This is a genomic window from Microtetraspora niveoalba (genome assembly GCF_001570405.1).
Lineage (GTDB): Bacteria > Actinomycetota > Actinomycetes > Streptosporangiales > Streptosporangiaceae > Microtetraspora > Microtetraspora niveoalba.
This window is the reverse complement of the sequence record NZ_BBYM01000022.1, coordinates 1-20739: the sequence shown is the minus strand read 5'-3', so window position 1 is coordinate 20739 and position 20739 is coordinate 1. Positions and strand designations below refer to the sequence as shown.

General features: G+C 72.1%; 19 protein-coding genes. 3 read left to right on the top strand and 16 right to left on the bottom strand.

Features of this window, described 5'->3' with window-relative positions; translation table 11 throughout:
- Positions 1 to 41: 41 nt before the first annotated feature.
- The 13 genes from AWQ70_RS22290 to AWQ70_RS22230 form a co-directional block, all read right to left on the bottom strand.
- Positions 42 to 335 (bottom strand): hypothetical protein, encoded by a 294-nt coding sequence (locus tag AWQ70_RS22290; RefSeq protein WP_067179192.1) that lies wholly within the window; start codon positions 333 to 335, stop codon positions 42 to 44.
- A gap of 105 nt (positions 336 to 440) precedes the next feature.
- Positions 441 to 1280: a CDP-diacylglycerol--serine O-phosphatidyltransferase gene (pssA, locus tag AWQ70_RS22285; protein WP_067179190.1), complete on the bottom strand. Its 840-nt coding sequence runs from the start codon at positions 1278 to 1280 to the stop codon at positions 441 to 443.
- Positions 1267 to 1911 (bottom strand): phosphatidylserine decarboxylase, encoded by a 645-nt coding sequence (locus AWQ70_RS22280; RefSeq protein ID WP_067179188.1) that lies wholly within the window; start codon positions 1909 to 1911, stop codon positions 1267 to 1269. The genes pssA and AWQ70_RS22280 overlap by 14 nt, the downstream gene beginning before the upstream one ends.
- A 137-nt stretch (positions 1912 to 2048) precedes the next feature.
- Positions 2049 to 3011 carry a TerC family protein gene (locus AWQ70_RS22275; RefSeq protein WP_067179186.1) on the bottom strand — a complete coding sequence of 321 codons (963 nt, stop codon included), beginning with the start codon at positions 3009 to 3011 and terminating at the stop codon, positions 2049 to 2051.
- A 198-nt stretch (positions 3012 to 3209) separates the two neighbouring features.
- Complete coding sequence (locus tag AWQ70_RS22270) at positions 3210 to 4340, bottom strand: glycosyltransferase family 4 protein (RefSeq protein ID WP_067179184.1); 1131 nt, start codon at positions 4338 to 4340, stop codon at positions 3210 to 3212.
- Positions 4333 to 5973 (bottom strand): murein biosynthesis integral membrane protein MurJ, encoded by a 1641-nt coding sequence (gene murJ, locus AWQ70_RS22265; RefSeq protein WP_067179182.1) that lies wholly within the window; start codon positions 5971 to 5973, stop codon positions 4333 to 4335. The genes AWQ70_RS22270 and murJ overlap by 8 nt, the downstream gene beginning before the upstream one ends.
- 13 nt (positions 5974 to 5986) lie before the next feature.
- Positions 5987 to 6907 carry a hypothetical protein gene (locus AWQ70_RS22260; RefSeq protein ID WP_169808722.1) on the bottom strand — a complete coding sequence of 307 codons (921 nt, stop codon included), beginning with the start codon at positions 6905 to 6907 and terminating at the stop codon, positions 5987 to 5989.
- 130 nt (positions 6908 to 7037) lie between these two features.
- Complete coding sequence (locus AWQ70_RS22255) at positions 7038 to 8018, bottom strand: copper transporter (RefSeq protein ID WP_067179180.1); 981 nt, start codon at positions 8016 to 8018, stop codon at positions 7038 to 7040.
- Positions 8015 to 9211 (bottom strand): putative cytokinetic ring protein SteA, encoded by a 1197-nt coding sequence (gene steA / locus AWQ70_RS22250; RefSeq protein ID WP_067179178.1) that lies wholly within the window; start codon positions 9209 to 9211, stop codon positions 8015 to 8017. The genes AWQ70_RS22255 and steA overlap by 4 nt, the downstream gene beginning before the upstream one ends.
- Before the next feature lie 73 nt (positions 9212 to 9284).
- The gene (gene recN, locus AWQ70_RS22245; protein ID WP_067179176.1) at positions 9285 to 11003 is read right to left on the bottom strand and encodes a DNA repair protein RecN; all 1719 of its coding nucleotides are present in this window, start codon (positions 11001 to 11003) and stop codon (positions 9285 to 9287) included.
- An 80-nt stretch (positions 11004 to 11083) separates the two neighbouring features.
- A complete protein-coding gene (locus AWQ70_RS22240; RefSeq protein ID WP_067179174.1) occupies positions 11084 to 12004 on the bottom strand; it encodes an NAD kinase in 921 nt (306 codons plus the stop codon).
- Positions 12001 to 12810, bottom strand: a complete 810-nt coding sequence (locus AWQ70_RS22235) for a TlyA family RNA methyltransferase (protein ID WP_067179372.1) — start codon at positions 12808 to 12810, stop codon at positions 12001 to 12003. The genes AWQ70_RS22240 and AWQ70_RS22235 overlap by 4 nt, the downstream gene beginning before the upstream one ends.
- Positions 12811 to 13153: 343 nt before the next feature.
- The gene (locus AWQ70_RS22230) at positions 13154 to 13357 is read right to left on the bottom strand and encodes a hypothetical protein (RefSeq protein ID WP_067179172.1); all 204 of its coding nucleotides are present in this window, start codon (positions 13355 to 13357) and stop codon (positions 13154 to 13156) included.
- Positions 13358 to 13886: 529 nt separating this feature from the next.
- Here AWQ70_RS22230 and AWQ70_RS22220 point away from each other — a divergent pair.
- A complete protein-coding gene (locus AWQ70_RS22220) occupies positions 13887 to 14234 on the top strand; it encodes an SCP2 sterol-binding domain-containing protein (RefSeq protein ID WP_067179169.1) in 348 nt (115 codons plus the stop codon).
- 438 nt (positions 14235 to 14672) lie between these two features.
- Here AWQ70_RS22220 and AWQ70_RS22215 read toward each other — a convergent pair whose 3' ends face one another.
- Together AWQ70_RS22215 and AWQ70_RS22210 are read right to left on the bottom strand one after the other, a co-directional pair.
- On the bottom strand, positions 14673 to 15680 hold the full coding sequence (locus tag AWQ70_RS22215; protein WP_174552409.1) for an HAD-IIA family hydrolase: 1008 nt from the start codon (positions 15678 to 15680) through the stop codon (positions 14673 to 14675).
- Between the two features lie 8 nt (positions 15681 to 15688).
- Positions 15689 to 16111, bottom strand: a complete 423-nt coding sequence (locus AWQ70_RS22210) for a tetratricopeptide repeat protein (RefSeq protein WP_067179165.1) — start codon at positions 16109 to 16111, stop codon at positions 15689 to 15691.
- 87 nt (positions 16112 to 16198) lie between these two features.
- Between AWQ70_RS22210 and AWQ70_RS22205 the strand changes: the two genes are divergently transcribed.
- Entirely contained in the window at positions 16199 to 17425 is a 1227-nt protein-coding gene (locus tag AWQ70_RS22205) for a DUF1015 family protein (RefSeq protein WP_245647096.1), read from the top strand.
- An 849-nt stretch (positions 17426 to 18274) separates the two neighbouring features.
- Positions 18275 to 19201 carry an MBL fold metallo-hydrolase gene (locus AWQ70_RS22200; RefSeq protein WP_084517612.1) on the top strand — a complete coding sequence of 309 codons (927 nt, stop codon included), beginning with the start codon at positions 18275 to 18277 and terminating at the stop codon, positions 19199 to 19201.
- 174 nt (positions 19202 to 19375) lie between these two features.
- Here the strand turns inward: AWQ70_RS22200 and AWQ70_RS39935 are convergent.
- A partial coding sequence (locus AWQ70_RS39935) for a tetratricopeptide repeat protein (protein ID WP_245647095.1) occupies positions 19376 to 20739 on the bottom strand: 1364 nt, incomplete at its 5' end.

Here is a 20739-nt window from a genome sequence, read left to right as displayed (position 1 = left end):
GGACGGACGGAGTCAGGCGAGGTCGGACATGGGAGGCGGCGTCAGGCGGGCCCGCCCGCCGACCGGCCGGCGAAGACCTTCAGGATGCGGTCGGCCGCGGCCTCCGGGTCGTCCGCGCTCTCCACGATCTCGCCCCAGGACCACCGGTAGAACCATCCGTCCGGCGTGGCGACGCAGTCGACGGTCTCGCTGAGCATCGTCGCGTCCGGATCGGACGCCCTCAGCGAGGGGGGACTGGACCGGAGCGCGACGTCGAGTCCCCTGCTCTCCAGCACCTCGGCCAGCTTGCCGAGGAAGTACGTCCGGGTGTGCTCACGAGGCGGGGTAGCGGTCATGTCTCATTAAACAAAGTGATCGCCCGGCCCGGAAGCCGGACACGAAAGCGAAGGGGCCCGGATGCGAATCCGGGCCCCTCGCGCGGCGCGCGTTCGCGTCGCGGGTCAGCCGGTGTGCTCGGAGCGGCGCGCCCGGCGGCGCTCCCACTTGAACATCAGCACGCGCAGCGGGATGGCCGCCACGATGGCGATCTGCATGACCGCGCCCACGGTGATGAGCTGGTCGCCTCCGGCCAGGCCGGACGCCCAGATGCTCAGGCAGGCGACGTTGATCATCATCCAGGCGAGGACGACCGCCGCGACGTTGCCCTTGGGCTTGGGGTACTCGATGCGGCTCACCATGAGCCAGGCGACCGCGAAGATGCCGGCGATCGTCACGTAGTTGGGCTGGAAGAGCAGCACGATGGACACGACCGTCATCGCGCCCATGGGGATGGGCAGGCCCATGAAGTCGCCGCTCTTGGTCTTGACGCAGGCGAAGCGCGCCAGCCGTACGACGCCGGCGATCAGGACGGAGGCCGCCGCGCAGAGCACCAGCCACAGTGGGAGCCGGCCGGAGAACCCGGCCCAGATCACGACCATGAAGGCGGGCGCGAAGCCGAAGCTGATCACGTCGGCGAGGTTGTCCAGCTCCGCGCCCATCGCGGACGCGCGGAACCTGCGGGCCACCAGACCGTCGAACAGGTCGCAGGTCGCGCCGATGAGCAGCAGCACCACGGCGGTGCCGAAGAAGCGGGGGTCGGGCTCGAACTTGCCGCCGGACTGCTGGAGGTCGGAGATGGCCGACCAGGCGAGCACGCACACGGCGAGGAAGCCGCTGAGCGCGTTGCCGAGCGAGAGGGAGTCGGCGGCGGACAGGCGGAACGCCTTGCCCACCGGGCCGCGCGGCTCCTCCTCGAGCTCGCTCACCTGCCAGCTCTCGGCGCCCAGCTCAGGCGTGGTCAATGCGAGTCACCCCCGCCGTGGTCTTCTGGCCGACGCTCACCGCCGGAGCGATGCCCTCGGGGAGGTAGACGTCCACCCGCGAGCCGAACCGGATCAGGCCGATCCGCTCGGTCTGCGCCACCTTCACACCCGCGGACACGTACGGCACGATGCGGCGCGCGACCGCGCCCGCGATCTGCACCATCTCGATGTCGCCGAGCGCGGTGTCGAAGTGCCACACGACGCGCTCGTTCTTGTCGCTGTCCTTGTTGAAGGCCGGGACGAAGCCGCCGGGCACGTGTTCGACCGAGGTCACCGTGCCGGCGGCCGGGGCCCGGTTGACGTGCACGTTCAGGGGGCTCATGAAGATGGCCACCCGGGTGCGGCCGTCGGGCCACGGGTCGATGCTCTGCACCACGCCGTCGGCCGGCGAGACGATCCGACCCTCGCCTGGGACGCGCTCCGGGTCACGGAAGAACCAGAGCATCGCGCCGGTGAGCGCCGTGAGCGGGACCGCCGCCACGGCCCATCGGGGGGACTTGCGGACGAGGGCGGTGGTGACGACCGCCGCCGCGGCGGTCGGAGCCAGCCAGGGCGACACCCCGCGCGCGAGCCGGACCCGGCCGCGGGGATTTTCGGAATCGTTGGACACAGGGAACCTTTGTACTCTTTGCGACTGGGGACCGATATGCGCCTTAACGATCGATATTACCGATCCCGTGGTCATTTGTACGGCACAACGAGACAAGCAAACCGTGTCAATTCCCGTCGCGCCAGCCCTGTGGGGCCTCAACCGGAAGTGACGACCTCATCCCGACGAGCCTTGATCAAGCTCACGACGGTCGTCACGGTCATCGTGACGCCGATTACTGCCAGAGACACCCAGATCGGGATCTGCGGCGCCCAAGAGACATGACTCTCATGCAGCGCCTCGAGCACGAGTTTAACCCCGATGAACCCGAGCACGAACGCGAGGCCGTAGCTGAGGTACACCAGGCGCTGCAGCAGACCGCCCAGCAGGAAGTAGAGCTGACGCAGCCCCATCAGGGCGAACGCGTTCGCGGTGAAGACGATGAATGGGTCCTGGGTGAGCCCGAAGATCGCCGGAATGGAGTCGAGCGCGAACAGCAGGTCGGTGGTGCCGATGGCGATCATCACGATGAGCATCGGGGTGAACAGCCGCTTGCCGTTCACCTTCACCGTCACGCGGGAGCCGACGTAGTCGGGAGTGGTGCGGAAGACCCTGCGGGCGGTGCGCAGCAGGAAGTTCTCGGCGAACTCGTCCTCCTGCTTGTTGTGGTCGCGCACCAGCGTGTACGCCGTGTAGATGAGGAAGAGGCCGAAGATGTAGAAGAGCCAGCTGAACTGCGCCAGCGCCGCCGCTCCGACGGCGATGAACGCTCCCCGCATGACCAGGGCGAGCAGGATCCCGACCAGCAGCACCTTGTGCTGGTAGAACCGCGGCACCGAGAACCGCGACATGATGATGAAGAAGATGAACAGGTTGTCGACGCTCAGGCTGTACTCGGTGATGTATCCGGCGAAGAACTCTCCCGCCGCCTCTGGACTGCGCAACACGAGCAGGCCCACTCCGAAGAGGACCGCCACCGCCACGTAGAACCCGACCCAGAACGTCGCCTGCCGCATGGAGAACTCGCGCGGCTCACCTCGGTCGACGATCCACAGGTCGAAGGCCAGGACGAGAAGGAGCCCGATGATTACAGCGGCCCAGACCCAAACGGGAACAGTCATGATCGAAAACCTCCGGCACGCGCGCGAAACACACTGCCGGAGTCTCTCCCGCCAGGCGCGCACGCCGGACCGACGGCCCCGGGTGCTGACACCGTGATGACGGAACCGCCGCGAAGGGATACTCCCCCCAACGCGCTCAGTATAGGGATCAGGGTGTGCCGGACCTAATCCGAGGTTCAAGAAGACCGTATCGCCAGGTCAGCGACGAATCTCCCTGTCGTCCGCGTAGGCCCGCAGCGCCGAGGCCAGCGCCTCCGCCTCGTCCGGCAGCTCCCGGCCGCGCCGGGCGGAGCGCTCCGCGAGCGCCGTGAGCAGGCGGGGGTCCCCGAAGAGCCGGTCGATCTCCGCCCGCGTCGCGGCCGCGTCCCCCTCCGGGACCAGCACGGCGGCGTCGCCGACGAGCGCCGGAATGCCGCCGACCCGGGTGGCCACGATCGGCGTGCCCGCCCTGAGCGCCTCCTGCACGCTCAGCGGCTGCCCCTCCCAGCGGCTCGGCACCAGCATCACGTCCGCCACCTGGAGCAGGTCCGCCGGGTCGGCCCAGCCGTACAGGAGGACGGGCAGCCGCTCGGCGTCGATCCGCTCCTGCATCTCCGGCCGCAGCGGGCCGTCCCCGGCGACCACGAAGAACGGCCTCGTCTCGTACGGCCCGGCGGCCGCGTCGAGCAGCGTCTCCAGCCCCTTCTGCTGGGCCAGCCTGGCGATCGTGAGCACGACGGGCCGGTCCGCGGCGAACCCCGCGGTCCCCGCGGCCCGCTCGGCCAGCTCGCCCCGCACGTCCTCGGGAGAGCGGGTGGGCGGCGCCAGGGGAGGCGCGGGCACGACGGCGGCGTCGACGCGCCGCGCGCCTCTCGCCCGCATCCGCTCCCCGAGATCGGGCGACACCACCAGGATCCGGTCGGCCCGGCGCGCCACGATCCGCTCCAGCACGCCATAGATCGCGCCGATCGCCCCACCGGCCGTCACGGCGTTGTGCAGGGTGACCACGAGGCGCGGACCGCTCCGCCTCCCCGCCAGCGCGAGCGCGGCGAAGGCGCCCGCCCGCAGCCCGTGCGCGTGCACGACGTCGGCGCCTCTCACGGCGCTCCCCAGGCGGCGGACGGCCCGGAGGTCGGCGAAGGGACGCGGCCGGTCCGCGATCGGCACCTCCGCGAACCGCGCGCCCGCCCCGGTGAAGCCGAAGGCGTCCTCCGTGGCACGCGGCCCCGCCACCACCACCTGGCGGCCGTCCCCGGCGAGCCGCTCGGCGAGCATCCGCACGTGCCGGCCCACGCCTCCCGCGCTGGTCCCCAGCACCAGCGCGATCCGGCGCACCTCGTGATCAGACACCTTCCCCCACTTCCCGGCGGCGCCTGACGGCCCGCAGGTCCTCTCGGTCGACGGCCGCCGCGACGAGGACGCCCGCGACCGCGGCGGCGAGCCCGGCGAGGATCGCGGTGCCCGCTCCGGCCCACGGCCCGGTGCCGCCCACGAGCCGTACGGCTCCCGCCCCGGCCAGCCAGCCCGCGCCCCCGCCGAGCAGCGCGGCGGCGGCGGCCCGGGCGAACCCGCTCAGCGCCTCGCCGCCACGGGCGCGGAACACCGAGACGAGCAGGAGGGCTCCCCCGGCGGTCATGCCGACGGCCTGGCCGAGCGCGAGCCCGGCGAGCTTCCACCCTGCGGGCAGGACGGCCGCGAAGGCGACCTGCGCGACGATGACGACCAGCCATCCGGCGACCATGCCGCGCGCGGCCGCCCTGCCCCGGCCGTCCGCGTACAGCACCCGGCTCAGATGGGCGGTCAGGCCGTAGCCGACCAGTCCCGGGGCGAAAAGCGCGATCGCGCGGGCGAACTCGGCCGGGTCGATACGGGTGTCCGCCTGGGACAGGAAGACCTCGGCGGCGGGGGCGGCGACGGCGGCGAGCGCTCCGGCGGCGAGGCCGGAGGCCAGCACCACGGCCCGCGTCGTGCGGGCCGACAGTGCGGCGAAGCCCGCCCGGTCACCGCTTCCGGCCCGGGCCGAGAGCACCGGGAAGGCGCTCGTCGCGATGGGCACCGCGAGCACCGCGTACGGCACCTGGTAGATCGCCCACGCGTAGCCGTACGCGGGGAGCATGCCGCCGCCGATCCGGTTGGCCACGGGGATGAGGACCGCCGTCGCCACCTGCTGCGCGACCAGCGCGGCGAGCCCGGCCAGGGCGAGCCCGCGCACCTGCGCGCCGATCCCGGGCGGGAAGCGCAGCGTCGGCCGCAGGCGCAGGCCGAGCCGGGAGACGGGCCCGATCACGGTGACGACCAGGGCGAGCACCCCCAGCGTGGTGCCCACGGAGAGGGCCAGCTCTGCCGGCCGCGGCAGTGCGGCCGGATCGGCGCCGCCTCCCCCGAGCGGCACGAACAGCAGGTACGCGACGATGACGACCACGCTGGACACCAGCGGCGCGACGGCGGGGGCGGAGAAGCGGCGGTGGGCCTGGAGCACGCCGTAGAGCACGACGGCCACGCCGTACAGGGGGATCTGCGGCGCGAAGACGACCAGCATCCGGCTCGCCACCGCGGCCACCTGCCCGGCGTCACAGCCGGGGACGGTCGAGGCGACCAGGCCGACGAGCGGCCCGGCCAGGAACGCGGTGAGCAGACCGATCGGGACCAGCAGCACGATCACCCAGGTCAGCAGCGCCGACGAGATCCGGCCGACCTCCTCTCGTGCCTCCTCCTCGGCGGCCGCCTCGGGGGCGGGGGCGCCGCGTCCGGCGGCCCCGGCCAGGACCGGCACGACCATGCCGGCGAGGGCCCCGCCGACGACGATCTCGAACACGATGTTCGGCACGTTGTTCGCGGTGACGTACGCGGTGGACAGGCAGTTCGTGCCGACGGCGCGGGCGAAGACCAGTTGCTTGGCGAAGCCCGTGGCCCGGGCGAGGATGCTGATCGCGCCGATGAGCACCGCCGCGCCGGCGACGCCCGCGCCCAGGCGGCGGGTCATGCGGAGCCGCATCTCACGGGGTCGGGGAGACGACGACGGGCGGGGGCGGCACGGGACGCCGGCCCAGCATGTCGATGCGGTCGAGCACGGGGTTGGCGGCGATCACCTTGGTGAAGCTGACCTTCTCCGACGCGGCGGTGAGCGCGGCGACCGTGCCGAGCAGGACCAGCCGGCCGGCGCGGCCCAGCCGCACCGTGGCGGCCAGGCCGAGCAGGGCGCCGAGCGCGTTCGCCCCGGCGTCGCCGAGCATCGCCCGCTCGCCCAGGTCCTCCGGCAGCAGGGCCACGGCCGCTCCGAGCGGGATCGCGGTCAGCACGGCGCCCGCCGTGGATCCTCCGGACTCGCGGGAGGACGACGCCAGGGACGCCGCGAGCAGCGGCGTCCCGGCCAGGAGCGCGACCTTGATGGCACGTCCGGGCCGCAGGTCGAAGAGGTTCGCCAGGTTGGCGCTCCCGGCGATCACGGCACCGTCCACCAGCGTGTCGAACGCGGCCAGGGCGGCGCCGGACGGGCGGGCCGCCGGGTCGCGGGCGAGCACCGCGGCGGCGAGACCGGTCGCGCCGATCCCGATGATCTTGACGGCGCCGCTCGTCACCTCGCCGCGCGCGAGGGCGGACAGGTGGCCCTTGAACCCCTTGGACGCGGTGGTGCCGAGCACGTCGTCGTACGCTCCGAGGCCGCCGCCGCCGAGACCGGCGAGCAGCGCCGCCGCGCGCAGCCGCGGGGACACGCCCGGCGCGAGCGCCACCGCCGCGCCGGCTCCGGCCACGAGGGCCGGCCCCTCCAACAGGGTGATCGGCTCACCCCTGTGGTTGGTCCTGGTCCACGTCTTCTCGTCGCCGATCGGGGGACGCCGCCGGAACACGGCGTACGCGGCGCGGGCCGCGACGGCCCCGGCGGCCGCGCCGGCCACGGCGGCGGCGACGACGCCGATCGCCGATCCGGGCCGCGTTCCCGACGACGGGCGGAGCAGGGTGCTCGCCGCCAGACCGGTCCAGAGACGACTGGCCACAGCAGGCTCCTCTTCCTCGGATCTTCCTCGATCGTGCCCGGGGCGCGTTCCGTCAGCCGCCCGACGCCACGGGCTTGGGGGTGGGGCCGACGCCGGGCAATACGGGCGGCGAGAACGCCGTGGTGTCACTCCCGACACCGTATGCGCCGGAGCGACCGGCGAGTTGCTCCCGCAGAGCGTAGACGACGGTGACCCGGCCCGCGGGCATATCGGCGGTGTCCACGGTGGAGACGTTCGACGCCGCCTCGGCCGCGTCGTGCAGGGCCGAGATCGCGCCGCCCGTGCCGGAGGCGGTGGTGGTGCCGACCAGGACGGCGCCGAGGCCCGCCGAGTCGAGACCCGCCGCGAGGGACACGACCGCCGCCGTCTGCGCCTCGGCCGACTCCCCCTCGTACGGCTGCGCCGGTGAGACCACGATGGCGGAGGTGGCCCGCTGCGCCGGGGAGCCCGCCATGGCCAGGAAGCCGCCGGTCTGGAACGCCTCCAGCACGCTCACCGCCGCCGGATCGTCCCGTCCCGCCTGGCCGCGGTCGCCCGTGACGAGGGCCCCGGCCAGCACCGCCGCCGCCTTCTCGTACGGCGTGGCCCCGTCGGGGAACCGCGTGCCGGCCGGGGCGACGGTGCCGGAGAGCTGGTCGACGACGTTGGTCTGGTCGGTTTCGAGGAACTTCTCCGTCAGGCTGACCCGGCCGGTGTAGACGGCGCCGGCGTCGGCGAGGACCTTCACGATGTCGTCGCGCAGGCCGGCGGGCGCCCCGGGAGCCTCGACGAGCACGACCCGCTCGCCGGGGAGCTGACCGTGGAGCAGGGCGGCCGAGTGCGCGGTGACGAAGGCGGCGGCGCCCTTCTCCCGCGCCTGCAACGCGGTGATCGTCTCCCGGTTCTCCGCGTTCGCCTGGCGCAGCTGGCCGGTGATCTCCTCTGCCGTCCTGTAGAACGGCGTCTCCAGGACGGTGCTGCCGAGCACGATGCCGACCGTGAGCGCCAGGAAGATGGCCACGATGGAGACGAGGTGATAACGGAAATCGATCACGAGAAGAGTCCGACCAGCCAGAAGGTGAAGCCGTTCCACGCCTCGATCAGCCCGTTCAGCCAGATGCGGCCGACGGGCGATACGGAGAGCACCACGCCGATCGTGATCAGCGTGGTGGCGACGAGGAGCAGCAGGGACGGCGTGGAGATGCGGCTGCGATAGAGCCGGCTGACGCCCTTGGCGTCGACGAGTTTGCTGCCCAGCCGGAGCCGGGTGAGGAACGTGCTGGCCATGCCCGAGCGCCCCTTGTCGAGGAACTCGACGAGCGTCCAGTGCGTGCCGACGGCGACGATCAGCGACGCGCCCTTGTCGTCGGCGAGCAGCATCGCGATGTCCTCGCTGGTGCCCGTGGCGGGGAACACGACCGCCTGCTGGCCGAGCTTCCGCACGCGCTCCAGGCCCGGCGCGCGGCCGTCCCGGTAGGCGTGCACCACCAGCTCGGCGCCGCAGCACAGCGCCTTCTCCGACACCGAGTCGAAGTCCCCGACGATCATGTCGGGCAGGTAGCCGGCCTCGACCAGGGCGTCCGCGCCGCCGTCCACCCCGATGAGCACCGGACGGTACTCCCGGATGTACGGCCGCAGCGTCGCGAGGTCTTCCTTGTAGTGGTATCCCCTGACGACGATGAGGACGTGCCGGCCCTCCATGACGGTGCGGACGTCGGGGACGCCGATGCCGTCGATGAGCAGATCACGCTCGCGCCGGACGTACTCCATCGTGTTGGCGGCGAACGCCTCGATCTGGACCGACAGGCCGGCCCTGGCCTCGGTCATGGCGGCCTCGACCGTCTCGGCGGTCTGCACCTCGCCCTTGCCGACCAGCTCGTCGCCGAGGTGGATCTGCCCCTCGTGGACGCGGACGACGTCGCCGTCCTTGATCCGCTCGAACAGCTCCGGGGTGGCGTTGTCGACGACCGCGACGCCGGCCTCGACGAGGATCTGCGGCCCGAGGTTGGGGTAGCGCCCGCTGATGCCCGCGGCCACGTTGACCACCGCGGCCGCGCCACACGCGACAAGGGCCTCCGCGCTCACTCGGTCGACGTCAACGTGATCGATAATCGCGATCTCTCCGGCCTTGAGGCGCTTGGTCAGCCTCTTGGTCCGCCTGTCGATTCTCGCCACTGCCGTCACCCCGGGAAGGTCGTCTGCCTTCCTGCGGCGGAGGCCCGGAACGTTCAAGCTCGGGACCTTCATCGTGACCATCCTGCCAGAGTGGGCGACCTAGATGGTCCCGCAGCTCAGAGCGTGTCAGTTTTGTCACACCCTGTCAGGGTGCGGTCTTGTCAGCCAACGCGATAGCGAGGAGTTCCTCGGCGTGCGCTCTACCCAGTTCGGAGTCCTCCAGTCCCGCGAGCATCCGGGAAAGCTCGCGGGCCCTGCCCTCCTGGGTCAGGGCGACCACCCCGCTGCGCACCACGCTGCCGTCGCTCGCCTTCTCCACCACCAGGTGCTGGTCCGCGAAGGCGGCCACCTGCGGCAGGTGGGTGACGACGATGACCTGGGCGGTCCTGGCCAGTCGGGCGAGCCTCCTGCCGATCTCCACCGCGGCCTTGCCGCCCACGCCCGCGTCGACTTCGTCGAACACGAACGTCGGCACCGGGTCGGCCCCCGCGAAGACGACCTCGATCGCCAGCATGACGCGGCTCAGCTCGCCGCCCGACGCACCCTTGTTCAGCGGGAGAGGCGGCGCGGCCGGGTGGGCGGCCATCCGCAGCTCCACCTCGTCGACGCCGTGCGGGCCGAAGCCGTCGGCGCGCGTCAGGGCGACGCTCACCCGGGCGTGCGGCATCGCGAGCGCGGCCAGCTCGGCGGTGACGGCGGCCGCGAAACGCTCCGCCGCCGCCTCCCGGATCGCCGTCAGCTCGGCGGCCAGCTCCTCCAGCCGCCCGGTCAGCTCGGCCTGCTCGCGGGCCAGCTCGTCGATGCGCTCGTCGTCACCGTCGAGCTCGCCCAGCCGGGCCGCCGCGTTCTGCGCCCATTCGAGCACCGCGGCCGCGTCCTCGCCGTACTTGCGGGTCAGGCCGGTCAGCAGCGACCTGCGCTCCTGGACGGCCGCGAGCCGGGCCGGGTCGGCCTCGACGGACTCGGCGTAGGCGGCCAGCTCCGTCGCCACGTCCGAGATCAGGTATCCGGCCTCGGCCAGACGCTCGGCGAGCCCGGCGAGCGCCGGGTCGAAGTCGCGCACCGCCTCGACCGCCGACCGGGCCTGCCCGACCAGGGACACCGCGTCCTGTGTGATCTGCGGACCGGCCATCGGGTCGCCGAGCAGGGCGGAGTGCGCCGTGGTGGCGGCCGTGCGCAGCGCGTCGGCGTGCGCCAGCCGCTCGGCCTCCTCCCTGAGCTCGGCGTCCTCGCCCGCCTTGGGGTCGGCCTTCTCGATCTCGTCCAGACCGAAGCGCAGCACGTCGGCCTCCTGCGCGCGCTCCCTGGCCCTGACGGTCAGCTCCTGGAGCTCCTCGGCGACCTGCCGGTGCCGCCGGTACGCCTGCTCGTACGCGCGCAGCGGCTTCACCAGCTCGTTCCCGGCGTACCGGTCGAGCGCCGCGCGCTGGCGGCCCGGCTGGAGGAGGCGCTGCTGGTCCATCTGCCCGTGCACGGCGACCAGGTCGTCGGCGATGAAGGTGAGCGTGCCGACCGGGACGGTGCGCCCGCCCAGCCAGGCGCGGGAGCGGCCCTCGGAGGAGACGGTACGCGAGATGATCAGCTCGCCGTCCTCGACCTCGCCCCCGAGGTCGGACACCTGCTGGGCCACCTTGCCGCCGGGGTCGACGATCAGCGTGCCCTCGACCGTCGCCCTGTCCGTGCCCGGGCGGACCCGCGCGGGGTCGGCCCGGCCGCCGAACAGCAGGCCGAGCCCGGTGACGACCATCGTCTTGCCCGCACCGGTCTCACCTGTCACCACCGTGAACCCCGGTGACAACTCCAGAACGGCCTCGTCGATCACGCCGAGCCCCTGGATCCGGACCTCCTCGACCCGTGGCCGCACTGGTCCCCTCCCGTTTCGCCGACAGATCTCGCCCAGAGATCCTACGCATATATCGCCAAGATTTTCGAGGACGGGGCGGGTCAGGGGGACCGGACGCGCCCGCGCCAGCCCTCGACCGGCAGGCCGAACTTGGCCACCAGGCGGTCGGTGAACGGCGCCCCGGTGGTCTCCACCCCCAGCAGCCGGGCCAGCCGTACGGGGACGGTCCCCCGGCGCACCTCCACCCTCGCCCCGGGAGGGACGTCGAAACGGCGCCTGCCGTCGCACCACAGCACGCCCGCGCTGGTCTCCGGCACGATCTCCACGGCGAGAGTGGAGCGCGGGGAGACCACCATCGGCCGGGCGAACAGGGCGTGCGCGCTGATCGGCACCATCAGCAGCGCCTCCACCTCGGGCCACACCACCGGCCCTCCGGCCGAGAACGCGTACGCGGTGGAACCCGTGGGCGTCGCGCAGATCACCCCGTCGCACCCCCAGCGGGACAGCGGCCGGCCGTCGATCTCGGCGACGAGCTCCAGCATCCGGTCGACCTTCTCGACCGTGGCCTCGTTCAGCGCCCACGTCTCGGCGAGCGTCGAGCCGTTCAGCCGGATGGCCACCTCGACCGTCATCCGCTCCTCGACCTCGTAGCGGCCGTCCGCCACGCGGTCGACTGCGGCGCCGAGATCGGCCACCTCCGCCTCGGCGAGGAAACCGACATGACCGAGGTTGACCCCGAGCAGCGGCACCCCGGCCGGACGGGCCATCTCCGCCGCGCGCAGCAGCGTCCCGTCACCCCCGAGCACCATCATCAGCTCCGACTCGTGGAGCGAGGCGGGGTCCGCCGGCACGACCTCGACGCCGGGGCAGGCGATCTCCTCCGCCTCCACATCGAACACGCGCACGCGCAGGCCGGCGCCGACCAGCCGGTGGATCACCAGCCTGGCGCTGTCGACCGCCGGCTCCCTGCCTGTGTGGGCCGTGACCACGACGGTCCGTGCGGGTCGCTTCTGTGTCGTCACCGCGGCCCTTCCGCCACTGCCCGCTCGATCGCCTCGTCCAGGTCGGCCACCGGCTCGTGTCCCGGCCCCTTCCCGAGCCACAGGACGTACTCGACGTTCCCCGACGGCCCGGGCAGGGGGCTCGCCGTGACGCCCTTCACGACCAGGCCCATCGCCAGCGCGGCCGCGGCGACCTCCCGGACGGCCCCGGCGCGCAGCGCGGGATCGCGGACCACGCCGCCCGCCCCGACCCGGTCCTTCCCCACCTCGAACTGCGGCTTGACCAGCATCGCGAACTCCGCCACATCTGCGGCGCAGGCGGCGAGCGCGGGCAGGACGAGACGGAGCGAGATGAACGACAGGTCGCCCACGACCAGCGTCGGCGGCTCCCCGACCATGTCCGGGGTGAGGTCGCGGACGTTGACCCGCTCCATCACCGTGACGCGCTCGTCGGTGCGCAGCGACCAGGCGAGCTGGCCGTACCCGACGTCGACCGCCAGCACGTGGGCGGCGCCGTGCCGCAGCAGCACGTCGGTGAACCCGCCGGTGGAGGCGCCGGCGTCCAGGCAGCGGCGGCCCTCGACCTTGAGCCCCTCGAAGGCGGCCAGGGCTCCCAGCAGCTTGTGCGCCCCCCGCGAGACGTAGTCGGGCCCCGCCGCGTCCTCGGCCACCACGATGGCCGCCGCGGTGTCCACCTGGGTCGCCGGCTTGGCCGCCGTGCGCCCTCCCACTGCCACGCGGCCCGCTTCGATGAGCTGGGCCGCCTGCTCCCGGGACCGGGCGAGCCCGCGGCGGACCAGCTCGCTGTCCAGACGCACCCGCTTCATCGGCCCCACCCGCCCGTCCGAGTCGTCACCCACGCTGTCGCCACCCGAGCTGTCGCCATCCGAGCTGTCGTCACCCGCGCTGTGGCACCTGGAACACGGGACGACATCGAACCGGCCTCCGACACTCCAGAGCACGTCTCTCGACGAGCCCACACCGACGCACCACAGGACAGGAGACGAGGCAGGGACACCCCGTCCCCCGCCCCTCGAACACCGCGCGGCATGAAACCCGTCACGGGGACTCTCGCCTCTCGGGAAGCCCACACCGGCGCACCAAACGACAAGAGACGAGAGAGAGACACCCGGGCACTCGGTGCCGGTGCCATGCCTTCGGACAGGTGATTCACCGGTGCGGCTCTCCGATGGGCTCGTCCACGGACGCGAGCGCGCTCTCCAGGCAGGTCAGCGCCTCCTCGAACACGCCGACGTGCTCGGCGACGGGCAGGTCCCCCAGCTTCCGGAGCGCGGACAGCGCCTCCTGGACGGCCTCGTCGCCCCCGCGCGGTGTCTGCCGCGCCGCCGACGGCTCGGCGCCGGTCTCGGTCATGCGTCCCTCCGATGGATCCGGTCGCACCGGTCCTCGTCGTGCCGGATCCTGTCGCGGGTCCTCATCGCGGAGCCCGTCGCGCGGATCCTGGTCGTCCTGGCTGGTTCCCCGTCCGTCATCGCGGCCGTACGGCCCCGTGCCGCGGCGGACGTGTGATGCTCTCCGGTCCGACGGTAGCGGAATCGGTCCCTTTCCACGGGTTCGGCAGGCACGGCGATGCCGACGCCGATGTCGAAACGCTGTCCGTGCGCCACGCCCCCGGCGGCCGGGTACGGTCCGTAGGTGCGGCGAGCGCGAGCCGGAGGGGGCGACGTGCTCGGCGCGCGGCACGGCCCGGCGGTGCGATCTGGGCGGTAGTGGTGAAGGCATGGGCCCGCCGGACGTAGCCTGGCAAGGCCTCGACCATCATGCGGCCCCCCCTTGTCGCTGATCCGGCGGTACGTGTCATATTTCGCGCAGTGCTCATGAGGAACGCTACCGTCCGTAGGTACAGAGGCATCTGACCGGCCGTGGGAAGAGAGGCATACGCATGGCGACCGTCGAGGAATGCCGGGCGGCGCTCGAGAAGCTCGTCGAGCAGTTCGACGAGATCAGCGAGGAGGACCGCGCCAGGCACGTCGTCGAGCGCAGGCTGGCCTGCCACATCTCCGACCTCGGCATGACCTTCTACGGCCGGATCCACCGATCGGGGCTCGACCCGTTCACCGACGCCCCTCCGCAGGACGGCCGGCCCACGGAGGTCAAGATCACGATCGCCAGCACCGACCTGATCTCCATGGTCAACGGTGAGCTCGACATGGCGCGTGCGCTCTTCGGCGGCCGGGTCAAGATCGACGCCAGCCTCGGTGACCTCTTGCGGCTCCGCAAGCTCCTCTGACGCCCTCTCAGACGGCACCCCCTATCCCCTTCGCCTGGGCATGTGAACTCCTTTCGACCGTCATGACGGCGGCCGCCCGCCCGGGCCGAGGACCACGGCCCTACGAACGCTGTCTGCCCGGGTCCGAGGGCCACGGTCGTCCTGACATCGTCGGCCCCGGCCGAGGGCCTCACAGCCTCACAGCCTCACGACGACGACAACGTCCCCCGGGCCGCGGCCCCGCAGTCGACCGTGACATCACCAGCCCAGCCCCTCCGGTCCTACGGCACCTTCTGCTCGGGGCCGAGGGCCCACAGTCGCCGTGACATCACCACCCCAGGCCAAGGGCCGACAATCGCGGTGACATCATCACCCCAGGCCAAGGGGCCACCAATCACGGTGACATCGGCAGCCCGGGCCGGGGACTCACGATCAGCGTGGCGGGGCCCCACGGCACGGTCACCGTGACAGGGACTCGAGGGTCAGGAGAACCGGTTTCACCGCGTCCTCGTCCACCCGGCCGTCGCCGGCCTCGTCCCATGCCGCCGCGCACGCCGCCCGGAGCCCGTCGATCAGGTCGCCGTCGCCGGACAGGCCCAGCCGACCCCCCTCCCATCGAGCCGTCCAGCCCGCGCACTCCCAGCCGTCGCGGCCGCGCAGTACTCGGGCAGGAGGCTCGTGGAGCCCGGACAGGTCCATCGCCACGTGCGCGGGACGGTGCCACGGGGACGCGGTGAGCAGGTCCAGCGGACCGCTGACCCCGGTCAGGACCAGCAGGCTGTCCACTCCCGCCCTGGTCGCGCCCTCGATGTCGGTGTCCAGCCGGTCACCGACGATCAGCGGCCGCTCCGCCCCCGTACGGATCATCGACTCGCGGTGCAACGGCGGCTCCGGTTTGCCCGCGACGACCGGCTCGACACCGGTCGCGGTGGCGATGACCCTGGTCATCGAACCGTTGCCCGGCAGCTCGCCCCGATTGGTCGGCATCGTCGTGTCCGCGTTCGCCGCGACGAACCAGGCCCCCGCACGCACGGCCAAGGCTCCCTCACAGAGCAGGCCGTACGAGATGCCTTCCCATATCCCCTGGACGACCGCGACGGGCCCGTCCAGGGCGGTCGTCACAGGACGCAGCCCGCACGCCCGCAAGGCGCCGCGCAAGCCCATGCCACCGACGACCAGGACGGGGGAACCCGCGGGGAACCGCTCGGCCACGAGCCGGGCGGCCGCCTGGGCGGAGGTCACCACGTCGTCGGAGACCGCCGGAACGCCGATGTCGCTGAGATGAGCCGCGATCGCGCCGGGGGTGCGGGAGGCGTTGTTCGTGACGAAGGCAAGCCGGACCCCACGCTCCCGCGCCGCCGCCAGCGACTCGGGAGCGTTCCGTACGGCATGCCGGCCGAGGTAGACGACGCCGTCCAGGTCGAGCAGGAGAGTGTCGTAGGCGTCGATCAGGGACGTGCGCGACATGTCGGGGCTCATGCCTTCCTCGCCCGCAGCGTGGCACGCACCTGGGTCAGCGCCGAGACGTAATGCCGCAGGTCGGGGCGCATCGCCACGGCGACGGCCAGGGGCTCCTGGGCTCCCTCGATGTCACCGGTGCGCCACAACGCCATGCCGAGACCGTAGTAGGCGTAGTCCTCGGTGGGGTTGGCGTCCACGATCCAGCGGAAGCTTCCGACCGCGTCGGCGTACCTGCGGGAGTTGAACTGTGCCCGTGCCAGCGCCTCACGAATGCTGCGGGACTCGGGTTCCGCGTGGGCCGCGCGTTCCAGGAGCGCCGCTGCGGCGGCGGGGCTACCCTCTTCCAGGAGCTTGACGCCGCGCTGGAACCATTCGTAAACACCCCCGGCCGGGCCGTCCTGCTGGTAATCCGATGGTCCATGTCGTCCCTGGATCATTCTGTGGGGCCTCCTGCAATGCGATTTCCTGACCAACCCGCCACCGCAGCCTCGGGAAGACCGGGCATTTATGGCAACATGCCCGGTATGGAGACTTCTGAACGGCCGGCCCTGACGCTGCGTCCGTTCCGCGGCGTGCGCTTCACAGTGGACGATCTCGCTGCGGTGACCTCGCCGCCGTACGACCTCGTCTCCCCCGACGACGTCCAGGATCTGCTGGACTCCCACCCCAACAACGTGGTGCGCCTGATCCTTCCCGGCGTGAGCCATTACACGGACGCCCGCGCGGAGCTGGACGAGTGGCTGTCGTCCGGGACGCTCTCCGTGGACCCCTTGGCGGCGCTCTATGTGTACGAGCAGAGCGGCCCCGGCATCCTGCAGCGCGGGCTGATCGGCGCAGTGGGTGTCGGCTCCCCCTCAGTGCTGCCGCACGAGGACGTCATGCCCGGCCCGATCGCCGACCGCCTGGCGTTGATGCGGACCACGGAGGCCAACCTCGAACCGATCTTCCTGCTGTACGAGGGCGGGGGGACCGCGTCGCGCCTGGTGGACGAGGTCGCCGCGCTGCGTGTCCCGATCCTCGACATCCAGACGGGCGACGGATTCCGCCACCGACTGTGGGCGGTGACCGACCCGGTGGAGATCGCGGCGATCGGCGAGGACCTGCGGGACCGGCAGGCGTTGATCGCGGACGGCCATCACCGCTATGCCACGTACCAGAAGCTGCGCGAGGATCACGAGGAGTCCGGCCCATGGGACTACGGGCTCGCGCTTCTGGTGGACTCCAGTGCCTATCCTCCGGACCTGAAGGCGATCCACCGGGTGATCCCCGGCCTGCCCCTGCCGGAGGCGGCGGCACGGGCCAAGGGGGCGTGGCAGGTCCACGAGTTCGTCTCCCTCGATGACGCGCTTTCCGGGCTCGCCACGGCGACGGGGCCCGCGTTCGTGCTCGCCGGAGACGGCCCGTCGCACCTGCTGACCAACCCCGACCCGATGCAGGTCGAACACGCCATGCCTGCCGATCGCTCCGCCCGCTGGCGCGCCATGGACACGTCGATCCTCAGCGAGTTCCTCCTGCCCAAGGTCTGGGGCATCTCCGACGACGAGCGACAGGTCCTGGTGGTCCATCACGACCCCTATGCCGCCGTACGGCTCGCGCGGCAACTGTCGGGGACCGCCGTCCTGCTCAACCCGCTCGCGACCGAGGACGCGCTGGCCGTGGCCGCCCTGGGGGAGCGCGTCCCCAGGAAGTCCACCTCGTTCAGCCCCAAGCCCCGCACGGGATTGGTGATGCGCGTCTTCGCAACGGACTGACCTCCCTCCACGAGCGACAGGGACACCCCGCGCCTGGGCCTCGCACGCTTGTCCTCCCCATGCCCGGATTCCGCACGCCCGGATTCCGCACGCCCAGAATCCGCACGCCCGGGTCCCATACGGGCGCCCTCCGCACGACTGACGTGCGCAGGGGTTGACTCGCCAGGACCGATGTCGATGCGCCCGTCCTCGCCTGTGGGGGACGGCACGGAGCGCGCGAGCGGAGAATCGGCGGCGCCCGGCGTTTCCGGGATCGCGAGCGACACTCTTGGCGGCTCCTCAGGAGGTGATCCGGGGGACGGCACAACCCGCGCTGCGGGCGACGCCGGCGCGGCCGTCGACGCGGCAAACGCCGGAGGCGATCCCGGTGCTGCCGCAACCGCGTCGCCCGTACCCTGGCTCACCTCCGGGCGGCCTCGCTGATCCGCAGCCCGACGTGGTCGCCGGACAGACCCGCCGCGTTCGACCAGCCGCGCCGTACGGACCTCGACCTCGTATCGGCTGCCACCGCGCCACCAGCGGCGACGCACCGCCCCCTCGACCTCGACGACGTCGTCGAGCATCCAACCGGACACTGTCTCGCGGACGTCGTCCTCGAACGTGGCACACTCGATGGCGTCCGCACGTTGATGACCGGGGTGGTCATCGGGCCTCCGGACCGCGAGCCGCCACCGCGTGAGGACAACCCCACTGGGCAGCTCCCGGTGCTCGGCCTCCATCGACAGCCGCCCGCGCAGCAGTACCGAGTTCACATGCATGTGTCTCTCCCCTCTCCTCGGGAGACCACTGTCCTTTCATTAGGCTGAAGGAGCTTTGCCCGAACCGGATTCTGGGGATAGTGGGGTGGCTGTGGACAACGTGACAGCGCTAGGCGCGGACGTCTACGAGATCGACACGAGGATGGCGGGCTATTCCGGCATCACAGCCGGCTATCTGATCCTGGGTGACCGGCCCTGCCTGGTGGAGACCGGAACCTCCACGTCCGCGCCCATCGTCAGGGACGCGCTGACATCGCTGGGCGTCGGACCCGACGATCTGGCGACCGTCGTCGTGACGCACATCCATCTCGATCACGCCGGCGGCGTCGGGGACATCGCGCGCTTCTACCCCTCGGCCGAGATCGTCGTACACGAGAAGGGCGCCCGGCACCTCGCCGATCCCTCCCGGCTCATGGCCAGCGCGAAGATGGTGTGGGGCGACAAGCTCGACGTCCTGTTCGGCGCCCTGGCCCCCACGGACGCCGCGAGGATCCGCGCGCTCGGCGACACCGGCAACATCGACCTGGGCAATGGTCGAACACTGTCGAGCCACTACTCACCCGGCCATGCCAAGCATCACGTCGGTCTGCTCGACTCGCTCAGTGGAGATCTGTACGTGGGTGACGCCGCCGGCGTCTACCTTCCGGAGACAGGCGACCTCCGCCCCGCGACGCCGCCGCCCGACTTCGACCTCGGTGTGGCTCTCGACTCGATCGCCCTGTTCGACGCGCTCGGGCCACAGCGGCTCCTCTTCAGCCACTACGGCCCGGTCACGAACGTGGCGGAGACCCTGGAAAGGTCGGCGGAAGAGCTGCGCATCTGGGTGGACCTCACCCGGCAGGCCCGCTCGGAGGGACTCGATCTGGACCACGCGGTCGCGATGGTCCGCGACCGGACACGCGAGCGATACGCCGCGCTTCAGGGAGACGAGACGACCGCCGAGCAGTTCGAACTGCTCAGCGGCGCTCCGTCCAATGTCGCGGGCATCATGCACTGGCTGGACCGCACCCCCGGCTGACGTCCTCGGCCCGCCCCGCCGCCGCTAGCAGGCCCCGCCGTACGGAGGTCGCTCTGCCGTACTGAAGGAGCCGACCGGGGCACCCCGGTGAGGCGGCAGCGCACAGGGCCCCGCTGAACGAACGAAAAGGGCGGCGCCACCAGATCTGGTGGCGCCGCCCTTCGCGGCTATCGATCAGGAAGCCGGCTTGTCCCGGTCGTCCGGCCCGTCCAGGACGTCGCCGAAGTCGGGCTCTATGAAGGCCGGCCCCAGAGCGCCCGCGTCCCCCTTGCCCGCCTGGTCATCGGCGGCATCGGAAGTGACGGCATCGGAAGTGACGGCGTCCGAGGGGGCGTCGTCCTTCTCCACGGTCGGTTCGGCGGAGGGCTCCGGTGCGGCGGATGCCGGCTCGGCGTCGGCGTCGGCGTCGGCCGAGTCGCCCTCGCCCTCGGTCGCCAGGTCCGCGACGACCTCGTCGCCCTCGCCGGCCAGGGCCTCCTCTGCGGCCTGCCCCGCCTCGTCGAGTTCGTCGAAGTCCTCCTCGGCGTCCTCGATCACGCCGCCGGTCAGCTCGGCATAGCGCTCGGCGGCGTCGGTCTCGCCCTCCTCGTCGAAGGCCATCGCCTTGGCGAACCAGTCGGTCGCCGCGGCCTGGTGGCCCGCGTCCGCCAGCGCGTCCGCGTACGCGAACGCCAGCCGGGCCGACCACGGCTTCGGCTGCGGATCGCGCAGCTCTGGCACCCGCTGAAGAGTGATGACCGCAGCGTCGTGCTGACCGAGATCGCGGCGCGCGCCGGACTCGACGATCGCCAGCTCGATCTTCCCGCCCCGGTCCAGCCGTTCCGCCTCGCGGGAACGGACCAGGTCCAGAGCCCGCTCGGGACGACCGAGCCCACGCTCGCAGTCGGCCATCACCGGCAGGTACTCATCCGAGCCTGTCAGCCGCCGCGCCGCACGGAGATCGCCGAGCGCCTCCGCGTACTGGCCAGCGTGGTACGCCGCGATCCCGGCGGCCTCCCGCACGACGCCGATCCTGCCGGCGAACCGGCGGGCGACCTTCGCGTGTTCGTACGCCCGCTCGGGCTCCTCCTCGCTCAACGCGCGAGCGGCCGCCACGAGGTGGCTCGCCACCAGGTTGGCGAGGTCGTTCGGCAGCGACCTCAGCTCGTCGCGCGCCTCGCTGTCCAGCTCGTCCGGCGTGATGTCGGGCGCGAGCTCGGGCAGCTTCTCACGTTCCTTCGGCTCGTTCTCCTGCTCATACCGGGTACGGCTGCCGCCCGAGAACCCCTCGCGGCTGAACGGCCTGGCCCCGCCCCGGTCCTCACGCTCACCCGCCGGGCGGCCCGGACGGTCGCGGAAGCCTCCTTCACCGTCGCGGTCCCGGAAGGGGCGCCCACCGCGGTCGTCGCCGCGCTGGAAACGCTCCCCTGACGGACGCGATTCAGCATCGCGGTCACGGGAGCCGTACCGGCCACCGAAACCACCGCCCTCACGCCGCGGACCACGATCATCACGATCACGGAAACCACGGTCCCGATCACCGAACGAACGCTGCGGCC

Coding starts and splice junctions, on each gene's coding strand:
- AWQ70_RS22290 (WP_067179192.1), bottom strand. CDS start 335: ATGACCGCTACCCCGCCTCGTGAGCACACCCGGACGTACTTCCTCGGC.
- AWQ70_RS22275 (WP_067179186.1), bottom strand. CDS start 3,011: ATGACTGTTCCCGTTTGGGTCTGGGCCGCTGTAATCATCGGGCTCCTT.
- murJ (WP_067179182.1), bottom strand. CDS start 5,973: ATGACCCGCCGCCTGGGCGCGGGCGTCGCCGGCGCGGCGGTGCTCATC.
- steA (WP_067179178.1), bottom strand. CDS start 9,211: ATGAAGGTCCCGAGCTTGAACGTTCCGGGCCTCCGCCGCAGGAAGGCA.
- AWQ70_RS22235 (WP_067179372.1), bottom strand. CDS start 12,810: ATGAAGCGGGTGCGTCTGGACAGCGAGCTGGTCCGCCGCGGGCTCGCC.
- AWQ70_RS22230 (WP_067179172.1), bottom strand. CDS start 13,357: ATGACCGAGACCGGCGCCGAGCCGTCGGCGGCGCGGCAGACACCGCGC.
- AWQ70_RS22220 (WP_067179169.1), top strand. CDS start 13,887: ATGGCGACCGTCGAGGAATGCCGGGCGGCGCTCGAGAAGCTCGTCGAG.
- AWQ70_RS22215 (WP_174552409.1), bottom strand. CDS start 15,680: ATGTCGCGCACGTCCCTGATCGACGCCTACGACACTCTCCTGCTCGAC.
- AWQ70_RS22210 (WP_067179165.1), bottom strand. CDS start 16,111: ATGATCCAGGGACGACATGGACCATCGGATTACCAGCAGGACGGCCCG.
- AWQ70_RS22205 (WP_245647096.1), top strand. CDS start 16,199: ATGGAGACTTCTGAACGGCCGGCCCTGACGCTGCGTCCGTTCCGCGGC.